The sequence below is a fragment of the Campylobacter sp. GB48 genome (assembly GCF_049221845.1).
GTDB lineage: Bacteria > Campylobacterota > Campylobacteria > Campylobacterales > Campylobacteraceae > Campylobacter_D > Campylobacter_D lari_C.
In genome coordinates this window covers 23,690-37,659 of record NZ_JBMJAR010000009.1, presented here as the reverse complement: position 1 = coordinate 37,659, position 13,970 = coordinate 23,690, and the positions used below count along the sequence as shown (strand labels likewise).

11 protein-coding genes and 1 pseudogene are annotated in these 13,970 nt (G+C 29.7%); 3 read left to right on the top strand and 9 right to left on the bottom strand.

Annotation, left to right across the window (positions count from 1 at the left end; translation table 11 throughout):
* Window positions 1-2 precede the first annotated feature (2 nt).
* Window positions 3-1,187 carry an acetate kinase gene (locus tag ACOTVC_RS05965; RefSeq protein WP_214116881.1) on the top strand — a complete coding sequence of 395 codons (1,185 nt, stop codon included), beginning with the start codon at window positions 3-5 and terminating at the stop codon, window positions 1,185-1,187.
* A gap of 28 nt (window positions 1,188-1,215) precedes the next feature.
* On the opposite strand, the gene ACOTVC_RS05960 is transcribed toward ACOTVC_RS05965, so the two are convergent.
* From ACOTVC_RS05960 to aspS, 9 genes and pseudogenes are all read right to left on the bottom strand, one after another.
* Window positions 1,216-1,986 (bottom strand): MetQ/NlpA family ABC transporter substrate-binding protein, encoded by a 771-nt coding sequence (locus tag ACOTVC_RS05960; protein WP_039641246.1) that lies wholly within the window; start codon window positions 1,984-1,986, stop codon window positions 1,216-1,218.
* 69 nt (window positions 1,987-2,055) lie between these two features.
* Window positions 2,056-3,261, bottom strand: a complete 1,206-nt coding sequence (locus tag ACOTVC_RS05955) for a glycosyltransferase (protein ID WP_214099499.1) — start codon at window positions 3,259-3,261, stop codon at window positions 2,056-2,058.
* Between the two features lie 9 nt (window positions 3,262-3,270).
* Window positions 3,271-3,927 (bottom strand): annotated as a pseudogene (locus ACOTVC_RS05950) (methionine ABC transporter permease); the annotation flags it as partial.
* 2 nt (window positions 3,928-3,929) lie between these two features.
* Entirely contained in the window at window positions 3,930-4,886 is a 957-nt protein-coding gene (locus ACOTVC_RS05945) for a methionine ABC transporter ATP-binding protein (RefSeq protein ID WP_087685619.1), read from the bottom strand.
* A 3-nt stretch (window positions 4,887-4,889) separates the two neighbouring features.
* Window positions 4,890-7,502, bottom strand: coding sequence for a valine--tRNA ligase (locus tag ACOTVC_RS05940; protein ID WP_214099501.1), 2,613 nt, complete (start codon window positions 7,500-7,502; stop codon window positions 4,890-4,892).
* 78 nt (window positions 7,503-7,580) lie between these two features.
* On the bottom strand, window positions 7,581-8,612 hold the full coding sequence (locus ACOTVC_RS05935; RefSeq protein ID WP_214099502.1) for a hypothetical protein: 1,032 nt from the start codon (window positions 8,610-8,612) through the stop codon (window positions 7,581-7,583).
* 37 nt (window positions 8,613-8,649) lie between these two features.
* Window positions 8,650-9,168 (bottom strand): inorganic diphosphatase, encoded by a 519-nt coding sequence (gene ppa, locus ACOTVC_RS05930; protein ID WP_039618061.1) that lies wholly within the window; start codon window positions 9,166-9,168, stop codon window positions 8,650-8,652.
* A gap of 10 nt (window positions 9,169-9,178) precedes the next feature.
* Window positions 9,179-9,751 carry an adenylate kinase gene (locus tag ACOTVC_RS05925; protein ID WP_039618063.1) on the bottom strand — a complete coding sequence of 191 codons (573 nt, stop codon included), beginning with the start codon at window positions 9,749-9,751 and terminating at the stop codon, window positions 9,179-9,181.
* Window positions 9,748-11,499, bottom strand: coding sequence for an aspartate--tRNA ligase (aspS, locus tag ACOTVC_RS05920; protein WP_421627968.1), 1,752 nt, complete (start codon window positions 11,497-11,499; stop codon window positions 9,748-9,750). The genes ACOTVC_RS05925 and aspS overlap by 4 nt, the downstream gene beginning before the upstream one ends.
* Before the next feature lie 85 nt (window positions 11,500-11,584).
* Between aspS and ACOTVC_RS05915 the strand changes: the two genes are divergently transcribed.
* Both ACOTVC_RS05915 and ACOTVC_RS05910 read left to right on the top strand, forming a co-directional pair.
* Window positions 11,585-12,415, top strand: coding sequence for an NAD(+)/NADH kinase (locus ACOTVC_RS05915; protein ID WP_421627966.1), 831 nt, complete (start codon window positions 11,585-11,587; stop codon window positions 12,413-12,415).
* Window positions 12,415-13,929 carry an AAA family ATPase gene (locus ACOTVC_RS05910; protein ID WP_421627965.1) on the top strand — a complete coding sequence of 505 codons (1,515 nt, stop codon included), beginning with the start codon at window positions 12,415-12,417 and terminating at the stop codon, window positions 13,927-13,929. Before ACOTVC_RS05915 ends, ACOTVC_RS05910 begins: the two co-directional genes overlap by 1 nt.
* Window positions 13,930-13,970 lie beyond the last annotated feature (41 nt).

Sequence of the window (13,970 nt, the reverse complement as noted above, 5' to 3'; positions counted from 1 at the left end):
AAATGAAAATATTAGTTTTAAATTCAGGTTCATCTTCAATTAAATTTAAGCTTTTTGAAAAAGATGAAGCCCTAGCATCTGGTTTAGTGGAAAAAATAGGCGAGCAAAGCTCTAAAATAGAATTAAAAGATCTAAAAAATGGTCAAAAATATCAAAAAGAATTAGCGATTAAAGATCATGAACAAGGTATTGAATTAGTAAATGAATTATTTGCTCAAAGTGGAATTTTACATGATTTAAATGAGCTTGATGGGTGTGGACATAGGATAGTTCATGGAGGTCCAAATTTAACCAAACATTGTTTAGTAGATGATGAAATTTTAAAAGAAATTGATAGAGTTGCTCACATAGCACCTTTACACAATCCTGCGCATTTAATAGGCATTAAAACTATGATAAAAGCCGCTCCAAAAGTTCCTAATGTGACAGTTTTTGACACAGCTTTTCATCAAAGCATGCCTGATTATGCTTATATGTATGCTTTGCCTTATGAGTTTTATGAAAAACATCAAGTTAGAAAATACGGCTTTCACGGTACATCACATTCTTATGTAAGCAAGCAAGCTGCACATATACTTGGTAAAAATATTAATGAATTTAATGCAATTAGCGCTCATCTTGGAAATGGTGCGAGTGTTTGTGCTATAGAAAATGGAAAATGTGTAGATACTTCTATGGGCTTTACACCGCTAGAAGGTTTGATTATGGGAACTAGATGTGGTGATATTGATCCTGCTGTATTACCATTTTTAGCAAAAGAATTAAATTTAAATCCATCCGATTTAGATACTATAATGAATAAAAAAAGTGGTGTTTATGGAATTTGTGGGTTTAATGACTTTAGAGATATTGAAGCGCAAATTGAAGAAAATAACGAAAAAGCAAGACTTGCTCTTGATATGTTTTGTTATCGTTTGAGTAAATATATTGGCTCATATTTTGCGATTTTACCTAGAGTCGATGCGTTGATTTTTACTGCTGGTATAGGTGAAAATGACAATATTGTTAGAGCAAAAGTTTGTCAAAAACTAGCACATTTGGGATTTGATATAGATTTAGATAAGAATGCACAACTTAGAAATGGTAAGATTAGTAAAAAAGACTCTAAAATTAAAATTTTAATTGTTCCAACAGAAGAAGAATTAGAAATAGCTAAAATTACCACAGAGCTTATTAAAAATAAATAACCTTGAGTTTTAAAACTCAAGGTTTGTTTTAAAATGCAGGAACTACTGCACCTTGATATTTTTCATTGATAAAATCTTTTACTTTTTGACTTTGCAAAGCCTTTGCTAAAGCTTTGATTTTAGGGTTATCTTTATTATCTTGAGTGGTTACTAAGATATTTGCATAAGGACTTTCTTTGCTTTCTATTAAAATAGAATCTTTTACAGGATTTAAATTTGCTGATAAAGCATAGTTTGAATTAATCACTGCAAAATCAACATCATCTAAAGCTCTTGGAAGTTGTGCCGCTTTTAACTCTTTAAATTTGATATTTTTTGGATTATCTTTAATATCAAGTGGAGTTTTTAATGCGCTATTTTCAAAACTAACTAGTTTAGTACTAGCGATAATATCTAAAGCTCTGCTTTCATTTGTCGGATCGTTTGGCACAGCTATAGTAGCATTTTGTGGAAGATCTTGGATATTTTTATATTTTTTAGAATAAATAGCCATTGGTTCGATGTGAATTTTTGCAACGCTAATTAATTTTGTGCCTTTATTAGCATTAAACTCATCTAAATAAGGCTGATGTTGGAAGAAATTCGCATCAAGTTCTTTACTATCTGTACTAAGATTTGGTAAAACATAGTCGTTAAATTCTTTAATTTCTAATGTGTAACCTTCTTTTTTTAGCAAATCTTTAGTTTGTTCTAAAATTTCAGCATGGGGAATAGGTGTTGCACCTACAGTAATAACTTCATTAGCAAATAAACTTGCACCTAAAATTGTGCTTACAGTGAGCAATTTTAACAATTTCATTTCAACTCCTTTTTATAGTTTTTAAATGCTTGATTATATTGTAAAAATATTAATAAGATAAGATAAATTTTATTTTTGTTTGTTTTTGTATTCTTTGGCAAAATGTTTAAGTTCTTTTATAAATTTTATATAACCACCTTTGTGCCAATTTTTTTGAGCCTTAATGAGAGCTTGTCCGATTTTGTAAGAATAAGTATTTTGATTTTTAATACCCTCGCTTTTATAATCATCATAACTTGATAAAGGGGGAAGCTTAAGATAAGGTTTTGTTTTTAAATCTTTTTGATATTGCTTGGCAAGTTTTGTGTGTTTATAGTAAATCTTTAACAAAGTAAAAGGTAAAAAAGGAATTTTTTTCTTATTTTTAGTGCATTCTATAAAAGCATAACCTAGCTTATATGATAAATGATATCTTGTACGTTGAATAGATTGTTTATTATCTTTATAAAAAGATCCTGTATATTTACTTCCTCCAAGCTCTAGCCATTTTTCATAATATTCTTGCCATTTAGGCCATGTTTGATTGCAAAATTTACTATTCCAAAAACGACTATTAGTTCCACAAGCATGAACTATAGAAGCATTTTGCGTAAGATTTGTAAGATAATGAGTACTTCCTGTGTATTTGTCTTTTAAATCTTTGACTTTAAAGTGATTTTCATAAATCATCAAGGAAAAAACTCCTTGATCCTGCCAGTTTTTAGTATTTTGTGAAAGATAATTATAGATAAATTGATAACACTGTAAAGGATTTGGTATAAGATCGTTAAATACTAAAATCCCTGTTTGATATACTCGTTTATTGCTGTGATTTTTTTCCAAAGGCAGAGCTGTTTGAAGCAAAGTTTTACCCAATCTTGCACCAAAATGATATTTTCTAGCTCTTAATTTGATAAGTTCATCTATGCTTTTTAAAAGTAAAACATCAAAATCAAGATAAATAATACTTTCACATTCATCTAAAAACTTAAAAGCTTCAAATCTTGCAAAAGCCATATGTGTCCATCTTTTTAAGAAAAATAAATTATTAATATCGTTTTGATTTTTACCAAGAGTAGCTAAAAAATCTTCTTGACTAAAAGGAATAAATTTAATTGTTTTATTTTTAACAATTTTTTGCATGATATTTTGATCATTTAAGCTAAAACCATCATGTAAAATATAAAATACATTTACCTTCTCACCCATAACATCCATGATGTTAATAAGTAAGGTTCCTATGGTAAAGCTTGAATTTTTAGTCGCTGCTAGCAAAATACCAAGTTTATGTTTCATTGTTTATCTTTTGGTGATTTTATAAAGAATATTTCCTATAAATTGTATGATTTGAACCAAAACAATTAAAATCACAACGGTTTGAATCATAATATCAGTTCTAAAACGCTCATAACCATAGCGAATAGCCACATCACCTAAACCACCACCACCAACAGTTCCTGCCATAGCAGAAAATCCTATTACGATGATTAAAATCAAAGTAATACCATTAATAATGCTTGGTAAAGCCTCACTAAACATAACTTTAAAGATAATTTGTGCTTTGCTAGCTCCATAAGATCTTGCCGCTTCAATGATAGCAGGATCAATTTCTTTAAAAGCACTTTCAATCATTTTAGCTAAATAAGGCGCAATTCCTATGGTAAGTGGTACTATGGTGGCAGTTGTTCCTATACTAATACCAATGAGATATTTTGTAAAAGGACTTAAAACTACAATGAGTACTAAAAATGGAAAGGATCTTAAAATATTAATGATAAAATCAAGCACGCCATAAATACTTTTATTTTCCCACAAGCCACCTTTATCAGTAACAGTAAGCACAATTGCAGGGATAAGTGCGATTAAAAAAGCTAAAAAAGTGGCTGTAAAACTCATATAAAGAGTTTCTAATAATGCCGGATAAAGTATATTTTCAAAATTTCTTAAAATTGCTTCTAAATTCATTACACAAGCTCCCAAATAACGCCATTTTCTTGTAAATATTTTAAAACTTTTTCTTGATCTTTAGCTTCTATGTTGATTACCAAATTTCCTAAAGCATTGTTGTTTAGTTTTTCTATCTTACCCCAAACTATATTAAAATCAATATTTAAACTTCTAGCCATATGAGTGATTATGCTTTGATTTGCTTTTTCTTTGCAAAAATATAAGCGTATATTAACTCCATTTTGTGGTAAAAAATCACTCTCTCCTAAGAATTCACGCATTTTTTCACTTGGCTTTAAGAATAAATCTTCAATTTTTCCTTGACCTATGATTTGCCCATGCTCTAATAATACAGCCTTTTGTGCTATTTGTTTTACTGCTTCCATTTCATGGGTTACTAATACTACACTGATATTAAATTCTTGATTGATTTTGGCAATAAGCTCTAAAATATTGTTTGTAGTATTTGGATCAAGTGCAGAAGTAGCTTCATCGCTTAGTAAGATTTTAGGATTTAAAGCAAGGGCTCTAGCTATGGCTACCCTTTGTTTTTGCCCACCACTTAGTTCATTTGGATAAGCCTTGCTTTTAGCTAAAAGCCCCACAAGATCTAAAAGTTCATTAACTCTTTTTTGAATTGTGCTTTTGTCAAAATTATGAATTTCTAAAGGCATAGCTACATTTTCAAATACATTTTTTCTACTCATAAGTGCAAAATGCTGAAAAATCATTCCTATATCTTTTCTAAATATTCTTAACTCTTTTTCTTTTAAGGTAGCTATTTCTTTACCAAAAACCTCTACGCTACCACTTTGATAATTTTCCAGACCATTAATACATCTTAGCAAAGTTGATTTTCCTGCCCCGCTGTGTCCAACAAGAGCATAAATTTCTCCTTCTTTAACTTCTAAAGAAACATCATTTATAACTAATTCTTTGCCATAATATTTTTTAAGATTTTGTATTTTTATCACTTATTAGCCTTCTAAATTAGAAATTTCATCATTGATTTTTTCAAGTTGAGCTTTAATACTTTCAAGTTGAGTTTTATTTTGCTCAACGACTGCAGCCGGTGCATTAGAGATAAATTTTTCATTTTTCATCATAGCATCTAACTTGTTAAATTCTTTTTCGAGTTTTGTTTTTTGACTATTAAGCCTATTTAAAATACCACTTAAATCAAGATCTTGAGTTGGTATAAATACTTCTAAATTCTTACTTACATCTCTGATGGATTTTTCTAAATTTGTACTAATAAGCTCGATATTTTCACATTTTGCAAGTGTTGAGATGAAATTAGTGTAATTTTTTAACTCAGCCGTTAAACTCCCATCGTTTAATTTTATACAAGCTTTTTGAATTTTTGCATTTGCAAGTTCTACTAAGGTTTTTGCACGGCGTAAACTTACTATGCTTTCTATAATGATATTAAATAATTTTTCGATTTTTTCATCTCTAGAATTAAATTTAGGATATTTTGAAATCATTATAGATTCATGAGTTTGGATAGAAGTTTTACTTAACTCATGGTATAAATGCTCACTAATAAATGGCATAAAAGGATTTAAAAGCTTTAATGCTTCTTTAAAAATACTTCCAAGTTCTTTTATACTTGATTTTTCAGCCTTGCTAAGCTCGATCCCCCAGTCACAAAATTCATCCCAAAAAAATCTATACAAAGTGTTTGCCGCATCATTAAAGCGGTAATTGTCTAAATTTTCTCTTGTTTCTTTTACGCATACTTCAAAACGAGACAGCATGTATTTTGCCAAGTTGGTTTGAATTTTACTTTTATCTAAATCTTCAAATTTTTCTTCATTTAAAAGTAAAAATTTGCTTGCATTATAAAGTTTGTTAGTAAAATTTCTAACTTGTATGAGTTTGTCATTACTTAATTTTATATCTCTACCTTGGATAGCTAAAAGAGCAAGAGTAAAACGCAAGATATCAGCACTGTATTCATCCACACTTTGCACAGGATCAATGACATTGCCTAAAGACTTACTCATTTTTCTACCTTGCTCATCTTTAACCAAAGCATGTAAATATATATCTTTAAAAGGAAGCTCACCTAAGGCATTAGTGCTTTGAAACATCATTCTAGCAACCCAGAAAAATAAAATATCAAAGCCAGTGACTAATAAAGAATTTGGATAAAAATCTTTTAAATCATCTTCATGCCAAAGTGTGTTTTTACCCCAGTCTTTATTGCCCCAACCTAAAGTACTCATAGCCCAAAGACCTGAAGAAAACCAAGTATCTAAAACATCAGGGTCTTGTTTGAAATTAGTGTTTTGGCACTTTGGGCATTTACTTGGAGTTTCTTCGCTTGCCCATTCATGGGAGCATTCGCAATAATATACAGGAATTTGATGACCCCACCAAAGTTGTCTTGAAATACACCAATCTTTTAAATCTCTCATCCAAGCATTAAAACTATTAATCCAATGTGCAGGGTAAAATTTACTTCCACCAAGATTAACTTTTTCTATGCTTTCTTTTGCGATTTCATTTTTTACAAACCATTGTTTAGAAATATATGGCTCAACCACATTTTTACAACGATAGCAATATCCTACTTGATTAGTATAATCTTCTATTTTTTCAACAAAACCTTTTTCTTGCAATTCTTTTATAATAACATCTCTTGCTTCTAATCTTTCTAAGCCTTTAAAATGCAAGCAATGTTCATTTAAAATACCTTTTTCATCAAAGATGGTGATAAATTCAAGTTTATGTCTTAAGCCTACTTCATAGTCATTATGATCATGTGCTGGGGTTACTTTCACAAAGCCTGTACCAAATTCCATATCCACATGCTCATCAGCAATAATAGGAATTTTTCTATCTATTAAAGGTAAAATGACATTTTTACCTATTAAGTGTTTAAATCTTTCATCGTTTGGATTAACCATCACAGCACTATCGCCAAAATAAGTTTCTGGTCTTGTGGTGGCTACTATGATGTATTCTTGAGAATTTTCTAAAAAATATTTTAAATAATATAATTTTCCTTTATTTTCTTTATGTTCAACTTCTATATCACTTAATGCTCCATCATGAGTACACCAATTTACCATGTAATTTCCACGCACAATAAGTTTTTTATCATAAAGATCTACAAAGGCTTTTTTTACTGCATTTACCAAACCCTCATCCATGGTAAAACGTAAACGACTCCAAGCAGGAGTGATACCTAAAATTCGCATTTGCTTAACTATAGTGCCACCGCTTTGTTCTTTCCATTCCCATACTTTTTTTATAAATTCTTCTCTGCCTAAATCTTCTTTTTTAACACCTTGAGCTAAAAGTTGTTTTTCTACAACATTTTGTGTTGCAATGCCTGCATGATCAAGCCCCGGTTGATAAAGGGTTTTATAGCCATCCATTCTTTTATAACGCGTTGTGATATCTTGTAAAGTACAAGTTAGTGCATGGCCTATATGTAAAACACCTGTTACATTGGGTGGTGGCATCATAATACAAAAGTTTTTGCCTTTTTCTTGAATTTTTTCATTGCCATTGATTTCAAAATATCCGCGTTCTTCGCAAATTTTATAATATTCTTTTTCTAGTGATTTATCATACATAATTGCTACCTTGAGAATGAAAATAAATTGTTATGTTAGCTTAAAATTGTTAAAGAAGTTTTGAAATTTAGAAATTAGTTATAAAAAACTAATTTCTACTTTACGGTTATTTTGTCTTTGAGAATCAGATTTATCTTTAGTAGGGTAGGTATCTTTTCCTAAAGATTCTATTTCTATAACTTCGGTAAAGCTAAAGAAATGTTTAGCCACATTCATTGCTCTATTTAGTCCTATCATATAGTTGGCAAAAGTACTACCTCTATCGTCTGCATAACCTTGAATTTTGATTCTTTTGATTATATCTTCTCTTGCTAGGTTTTGATTGATTTTTTCAAGTAAATTTTCATTGCTGTATTCGCTATATCCATTTCTTTCAAATAAAAATTTCAAATCAGAAATTTTAACATCTACATAATTGTATTTTTTCTTATTTTTAGCAAAAACAATATCTTTATTATATATACTTAATTTCATATTGTCATTTGAAAGCATATCGATAAAAATCGTTAAATTATAATCTTGAGAATTAGCTTTAACAGGATTAATCATTTCTTTTAACATATCAACTCTATAATCACTTAAACTTTTTCCATCTAATACATAAACTTTAACAAAATCATCACTCAATCTTGGCTCGTATCTGCTAGTTTTGCCTTTTGCAATGTATTCTTGCATAGTATTTTTATATTTTGTTGTTTTTTCTTTTTTTACGTTTGTTTGTTTGTTATTTTCAACTGGAACTTTTTTTTCTTCTTGGGCTACTTTAGGTGCGATAGTTTCATTTTTAGAAACTTCAGCTATATTTGTTTGGGTTGTTGGCACGACTTCTTGAGTGCTTGTATTTTCATCTATGATAGGATTATTTTGTACTGGATTTTCTTCTTTTAAAGACTCTTGAACTGTTTGTTGTGATTGATAAGTATTATCACTTATATTATTTCTTTCTTGATTGTATTGAGTGCTTGGTGGAGTGTAGCTTTGATAAGAACTACTTTTTTTATAATCATATACATAAGTATTTGAATCATCTTCAAAATACCACATATAAAAACCAATACTAGCGCCTATTAGCACCACAAAAGCTATACTAAAAGCAATAATACTTTTCATTTTTTATCCTTTGTGAAGTCCTTAAAAGGACTTTTGATTATTTATAATTTTTAATAGAATTTTCTAAAATTTCACTTGCTTTTTCAATACCTGCAAATTCTTTTACTTTTACCCATTTGTTTGGCTCAAGCATTTTATATGTCTCAAAGAAATTTTTGATTTTATCTAAGCTTGCTTTTGGTAAATCATCTAAACTTTTAATACTATCATATCTTGGGTCAATTTTACTTACAGGAACAGCTAGTAATTTTTCATCCATACCGCTTTCATCTTCCATTAATAACACTCCTATTAAACGACAAGGAATCACAGCTCCTGCTTGAATAGGGTATTCATTTAAAACTAAAACATCAATAGGATCGCCATCATCTGCAAGGGTGTTTGGTATAAAACCATAGTTTGCTGGATAAAACATAGCTGAATACATTACACGATCAACCATGATAGCTCCGCTTTCTTTGTCAAGTTCGTATTTAATGTTTGAACCATAAGGAATTTCAATAACCGCATTAAGTTTGTTTGGTACTTCTCCAACTTTGATTTTGCTAATATCCATTTTTTATCCTTTATTTTAATAAATCATTAATTAAATTTTTCATATCAGCTACGATAGCTTCAATACTTCTTTCACCATTGATTACATGGTGGATATTTTCTTTGGTATAAAAATTTATTATTTCTTCTAAAGGTTCCAAATAAACTTTCATTCTATTATTGAAAACTTCTTCGTTATCATCAGCACCTCTAGCACGCCCTAAAACTCTTTCTCTAGCAACTTCTTCGCTAACTTTAACTTCTATAACACCTTTTAAATTTACTTCGCTTTGATTTTTTAATACCTTATCAAACTCAAGCATTTGCTCAACACTTCTTGGATAGCCATCGATAAGTATCGTGTTGGTTGGTGCATTTTTTAAAGCAGTGATGATAGTATTAACTACTACTTCTAAAGGAACTAAATTTCCCTTAGAAATAAAACTATCAATAGTCTTTCCAAGCTCACTACCACTAGCAACCTCTGCTCTTAGTAAATCACCTGTAGAATAATGAGTAATGCTTGTATCATCTTTAGCTATGATACTTGCATCGGTTGTTTTACCACTACCTGGTGCACCTATGATTAAAAATAATTGTTTCATTTAGTATTCTCCCTTAATCTTATACCTAATTCTCTCATTTGTTCATTGCTTACTTCGCTTGGAGCTTGAGTCATAAGACATTGCGCTCTTTGTGTTTTAGGAAATGCTATAACTTCTCTAATGCTTGAAGATTTTGTTAAAAGCATGATAAGTCTATCAAGACCTATTGCTATACCACCATGTGGTGGTGCTCCAAAGCTTAATGCATCAAGCAAGAAGCCAAATTTCTTTCTTTGTTCTTCTTCATCAATATTTAAAAGTTTAAAGACTTTTTGTTGGATAGGGCTTTTATGAATTCTTATACTACCACCGCCTAGTTCTACACCATTTAACACCACATCATGTGCAATAGAATTAATCTCTTCTAAGTCTTGCTCATCAATATTTTTTGGCATAGTAAATGGATGGTGCATTGCAGAATAGCTTCCATCATCATTTTGCTCAAACATAGGAAAATCAATAACCCATAAGAATTCTAACTTATCCTCATCAATGATTTTCATTTCTTCAGCAAGGAATAATCTAAATCTACCCATATAATCAAGCACAGTTTTCTTAGCTCCTGCACCAAAAAATACTACATCTCCAACTTCTAATTCGCATCTTTGGATTAAAGCATTTAAATCTTCTTCACTAAAGAATTTGCAAAGTGGACCCTTAGGACCATCTTCTTTCATTTGTATAAATGCAAGTCCTGCTGCACCGAATTTACGCACAAATTCTTCAAATCTTTGCATTTGGCGTTTAGAAAAAATCGTATCTCCTTTTGGAACTCTTAAAGCTTTAATGCGATTTTTCTTTGTATCTTTTGCAATATTTGCAAAAATTTCGTTATTTGATTTTGCAAAAATATCAATCACATCAATAAAATTCATATCAAATCTTAAATCAGGCTTATCAGAGCCATAATTTTCCATAGCTTCTTTATAACTCATTTGTCTAAAAGGTATGCTAATTTCTTTTCCGCAAGCTTTGAAAATATCTTTGAGTAAATTTTCTGCCATAGCTATGATATCTTTTTGTTCACAAAAACTCATCTCTATGTCTATTTGAGTAAATTCAGGTTGGCGATCTGCTCTTAAATCCTCATCTCTAAAACATTTTGCAATTTGAAAATATCTATCAAATCCTGAACACATTAAAAGTTGTTTGAAAAGTTGAGGACTTTGAGGTAGGGCATAAAATTCACCTTGATGTACGCGTGATGGTACCAAATAATCTCTTGCACCTTCTGGAGTGGCTTTAGTTAAAATAGGGGTTTCAACTTCTAAAAATCCCATGCTTGATAAAGAATTTCTTGCTGCTATACAAGCAGTTGATCTTAGAGCAAAATTATCATAAAGTTTTTTACTCCTTAAATCTAAAAATCTATATTTTAATCTTAATTCTTCATTTACGCTTTCATCGCCTATAGCAAAAGGTACTACAGCGCTTTCATTTTCAATAGTAAGTTTGTTTATAACTACTTCTATTTCTCCGGTTTTTAATTTAGGATTTACAAGTCCTTCACCGCGCGGGCGAATTTTTCCTTGTGCTATTAAAACGTATTCGTTTCTTACTGATGAAGCTATATTATGTGCTTCTTGATTATCTGCAGGATCGCATACTAATTGTATAAGTCCGCTACGATCTCTAAGATCGATAAAAATTACACCTCCATGATCGCGGTAAGAATTTACCCAACCACATAATGTTACTTCCGCGCCAACATTTTGTATGTTAAGCTCTGTATTATAATGAGTTCTCAAAATTTTTCCTTAGCTTAATTTTGTTCAATTTTGTTATTATAGTATTTTATTCTTTTGCTTAGCTAAGTTTTGTTATAATTTTTTTATGAAAAAATGTATAAATATAGAAAAAATTCAAAAAATAGGTTTGTTTTGTAGGTTAAACACAAATTTAAATGAGCAAATTGATTTTTTAAGAGCAATTTTTTTGCAAAAAAATATAGAGCTTGTGTTGCTAGAGCAAGAAAAAATTAATATAAAAGCTTTACAAGAATTGGATTTTTTGATTTCTCTAGGTGGAGATGGTACGCTTTTATCTTTATGCAGACAAGTTTATCAAGCTAAAAAGCCTATTTTGGGTATAAATGCAGGAAACTTAGGTTTTTTAACAGCTCTTTCTTTTAATGAGGTAGAAAGTTTTTTTAAAGATTTTTTTAAAAGTGATTTTAAAATAGAAAAAGCCAAAATGCTTCAAATAACGCTTTGTAAAAAAAATAAAATCATTAAAAAATTTGCTTTTAATGACGCGGTTTTTTCGCGTGATAATGCTTTGATGGCAAATGTGGAAGTTTTCTTTGAAAATAAACTTTTTAATGCTTATTATGGAGATGGTTTGATTATAGCTAGTTCAAGTGGTTCAACTGCTTATAATATTAGCGCAGGTGGGCCTATAGTGCATCCTTGGAGTGAAATTTTTGTTTTAACGCCAGTTTGTTCTCATTCTTTAACCCAAAGACCTATAGTTTTGCCTTATGGATTTGAGCTTGAATTAAAAGTTGAGCATTGTTTACTGTATTTAGATGGACAAGAAGTGATTGATCCTAAAGAATATGATAAAATTCTTATAGGGCTTAGTAAAAAAGAACTTAGTTTTATACATAAAAAAGATAGAGATTATTTCCAAGTTTTAAAAGAAAAGTTAAATTGGGGTAAGTGATGATAGAAAGTATTTTGATTAAAGAAAATTTAGGTTTTAAACAAGCAAAATTAGACTTAGAAGCTGGACTTACTGTCTTTACTGGCTTAAGTGGTGCTGGAAAGTCTGTACTTTTTAAGGCTATTTTAGCAGCATTTGCTCTAAGTGAGAGTGAAGCAAAGATGGTGGAAGTTTTATTAAACGATGAGCTTGAATTAGATGAGTTTGGTATTGAAAATGAAGAATTAAATGTATTTAAACTTTTAAAAGATAAAAGCTCGCGTTATTTTATCAATAATCAACTTATTTCAAAAAAGAATTTAGCCTTGCTTTCTAAGAAATTTGTAAAATATCTTTCAGCTAAGGAAAATAATGAGTTCTCAAATGAAAGATTTTTAAACTTACTTGATTTTATGCAATCAAAAGAAGATAAGAAATTTCAAGATTTTTTAAATGAATATAAAAATATTTATAAAGAATATATGGAAAATAAAGCTAAATTAGAAAAAATTCAAGAAGAAGAAAAAAAGGTAGAAGAATTAAAAGAATTTGCGAGCTTTGAAATACAAAAAATCCAAAGCATTAATCCAAAAATTGGTGAATTTGATGAATTAATGAGTTTTAAAAAAAGACTTTCTAAAAAAGACAAAATCGACGCAGCTTGGAATAGGGCAAGTAGAATTTTTGAGTTAGAATCGGCAGTGGTTGAAGCTTTGCAAATTAGTGATGTTGACAGTTCATTTTTTTCAGAGTGTTTAAATGAATTAAGAGCAGTGTGGGAAAATCAAAGTTTTGATGATTTTGATTTTGATATAGAAGAAGTGCTTAATAGGATAGAAAAACTTTCTTCTTTGATTTCAAAATATGGAAGCATAGAGGAAGCTTTAGAAGCTTTAGAGAAGAAAAAAGCAGAATTAGCTCATTATGAAAATTTAAGTTTTGAAAAAAAGGAGTTAGAAAAAAAAGTGCAAAATGCTAAAATGCTTTTAGATGAGAAAAGCCAAAAATTAAGTACTTTGCGTAAAAAAAGATTAAAAGAGCTTGAAAAATTACTTAATTTTTATCTTGAAAAACTTTATATGAAAGAAGTTAAATTAGAACTTAAAGATTGCGCTTTAAGTATTTTAGGTAAAGATGAAGTGAGTTTAAATATCAATGAAGCTAGTTTGAAAAATTTAAGCTCAGGCGAGATAAATCGTTTAAGACTTTCTTTTATTGCAACTGAATGTAATGTTACCAATAAAGCTAGTGGGATAATATTTTTAGATGAAATCGATGCAAATTTGAGCGGCAAAGAAGCAATGAGTATAGCCGAAGTTTTAAAAGAGCTTGCTAAGTTTTATCAAATTTTTGCAATTTCGCATCTACCGCAACTTTCATCAAAAGCAAGTAACCATTTTTTAGTAGAAAAAATAGAAAATGAAAGTAGGGTAAGAAAAATAGAAAAAGAAGAAAGAGTGAGAGAGCTCGCTAGAATGGTAAGCGGGGAAAATATCACACAAGAGGCTTTAGAATTTACTAGAACTTTACTTTAAAAACAAAAAGTAAATTTTCTATATGATATAATAATAGTTTT

What these genes read in the sequence shown, in the direction of transcription:
- ACOTVC_RS05910 (WP_421627965.1), top strand. Translation starts at nt 12,415, where the DNA reads ATGATAGAAAGTATTTTGATTAAAGAAAATTTAGGTTTTAAACAAGCA.
- ACOTVC_RS05955 (WP_214099499.1), bottom strand. Translation starts at nt 3,261, where the DNA reads ATGAAACATAAACTTGGTATTTTGCTAGCAGCGACTAAAAATTCAAGC.
- ACOTVC_RS05940 (WP_214099501.1), bottom strand. Translation starts at nt 7,502, where the DNA reads ATGTATGATAAATCACTAGAAAAAGAATATTATAAAATTTGCGAAGAA.
- ACOTVC_RS05960 (WP_039641246.1), bottom strand. Translation starts at nt 1,986, where the DNA reads ATGAAATTGTTAAAATTGCTCACTGTAAGCACAATTTTAGGTGCAAGT.
- ACOTVC_RS05925 (WP_039618063.1), bottom strand. Translation starts at nt 9,751, where the DNA reads ATGAAACAATTATTTTTAATCATAGGTGCACCAGGTAGTGGTAAAACA.
- ACOTVC_RS05965 (WP_214116881.1), top strand. Translation starts at nt 3, where the DNA reads ATGAAAATATTAGTTTTAAATTCAGGTTCATCTTCAATTAAATTTAAG.
- ACOTVC_RS05935 (WP_214099502.1), bottom strand. Translation starts at nt 8,612, where the DNA reads ATGAAAAGTATTATTGCTTTTAGTATAGCTTTTGTGGTGCTAATAGGC.
- ppa (WP_039618061.1), bottom strand. Translation starts at nt 9,168, where the DNA reads ATGGATATTAGCAAAATCAAAGTTGGAGAAGTACCAAACAAACTTAAT.
- ACOTVC_RS05915 (WP_421627966.1), top strand. Translation starts at nt 11,585, where the DNA reads ATGAAAAAATGTATAAATATAGAAAAAATTCAAAAAATAGGTTTGTTT.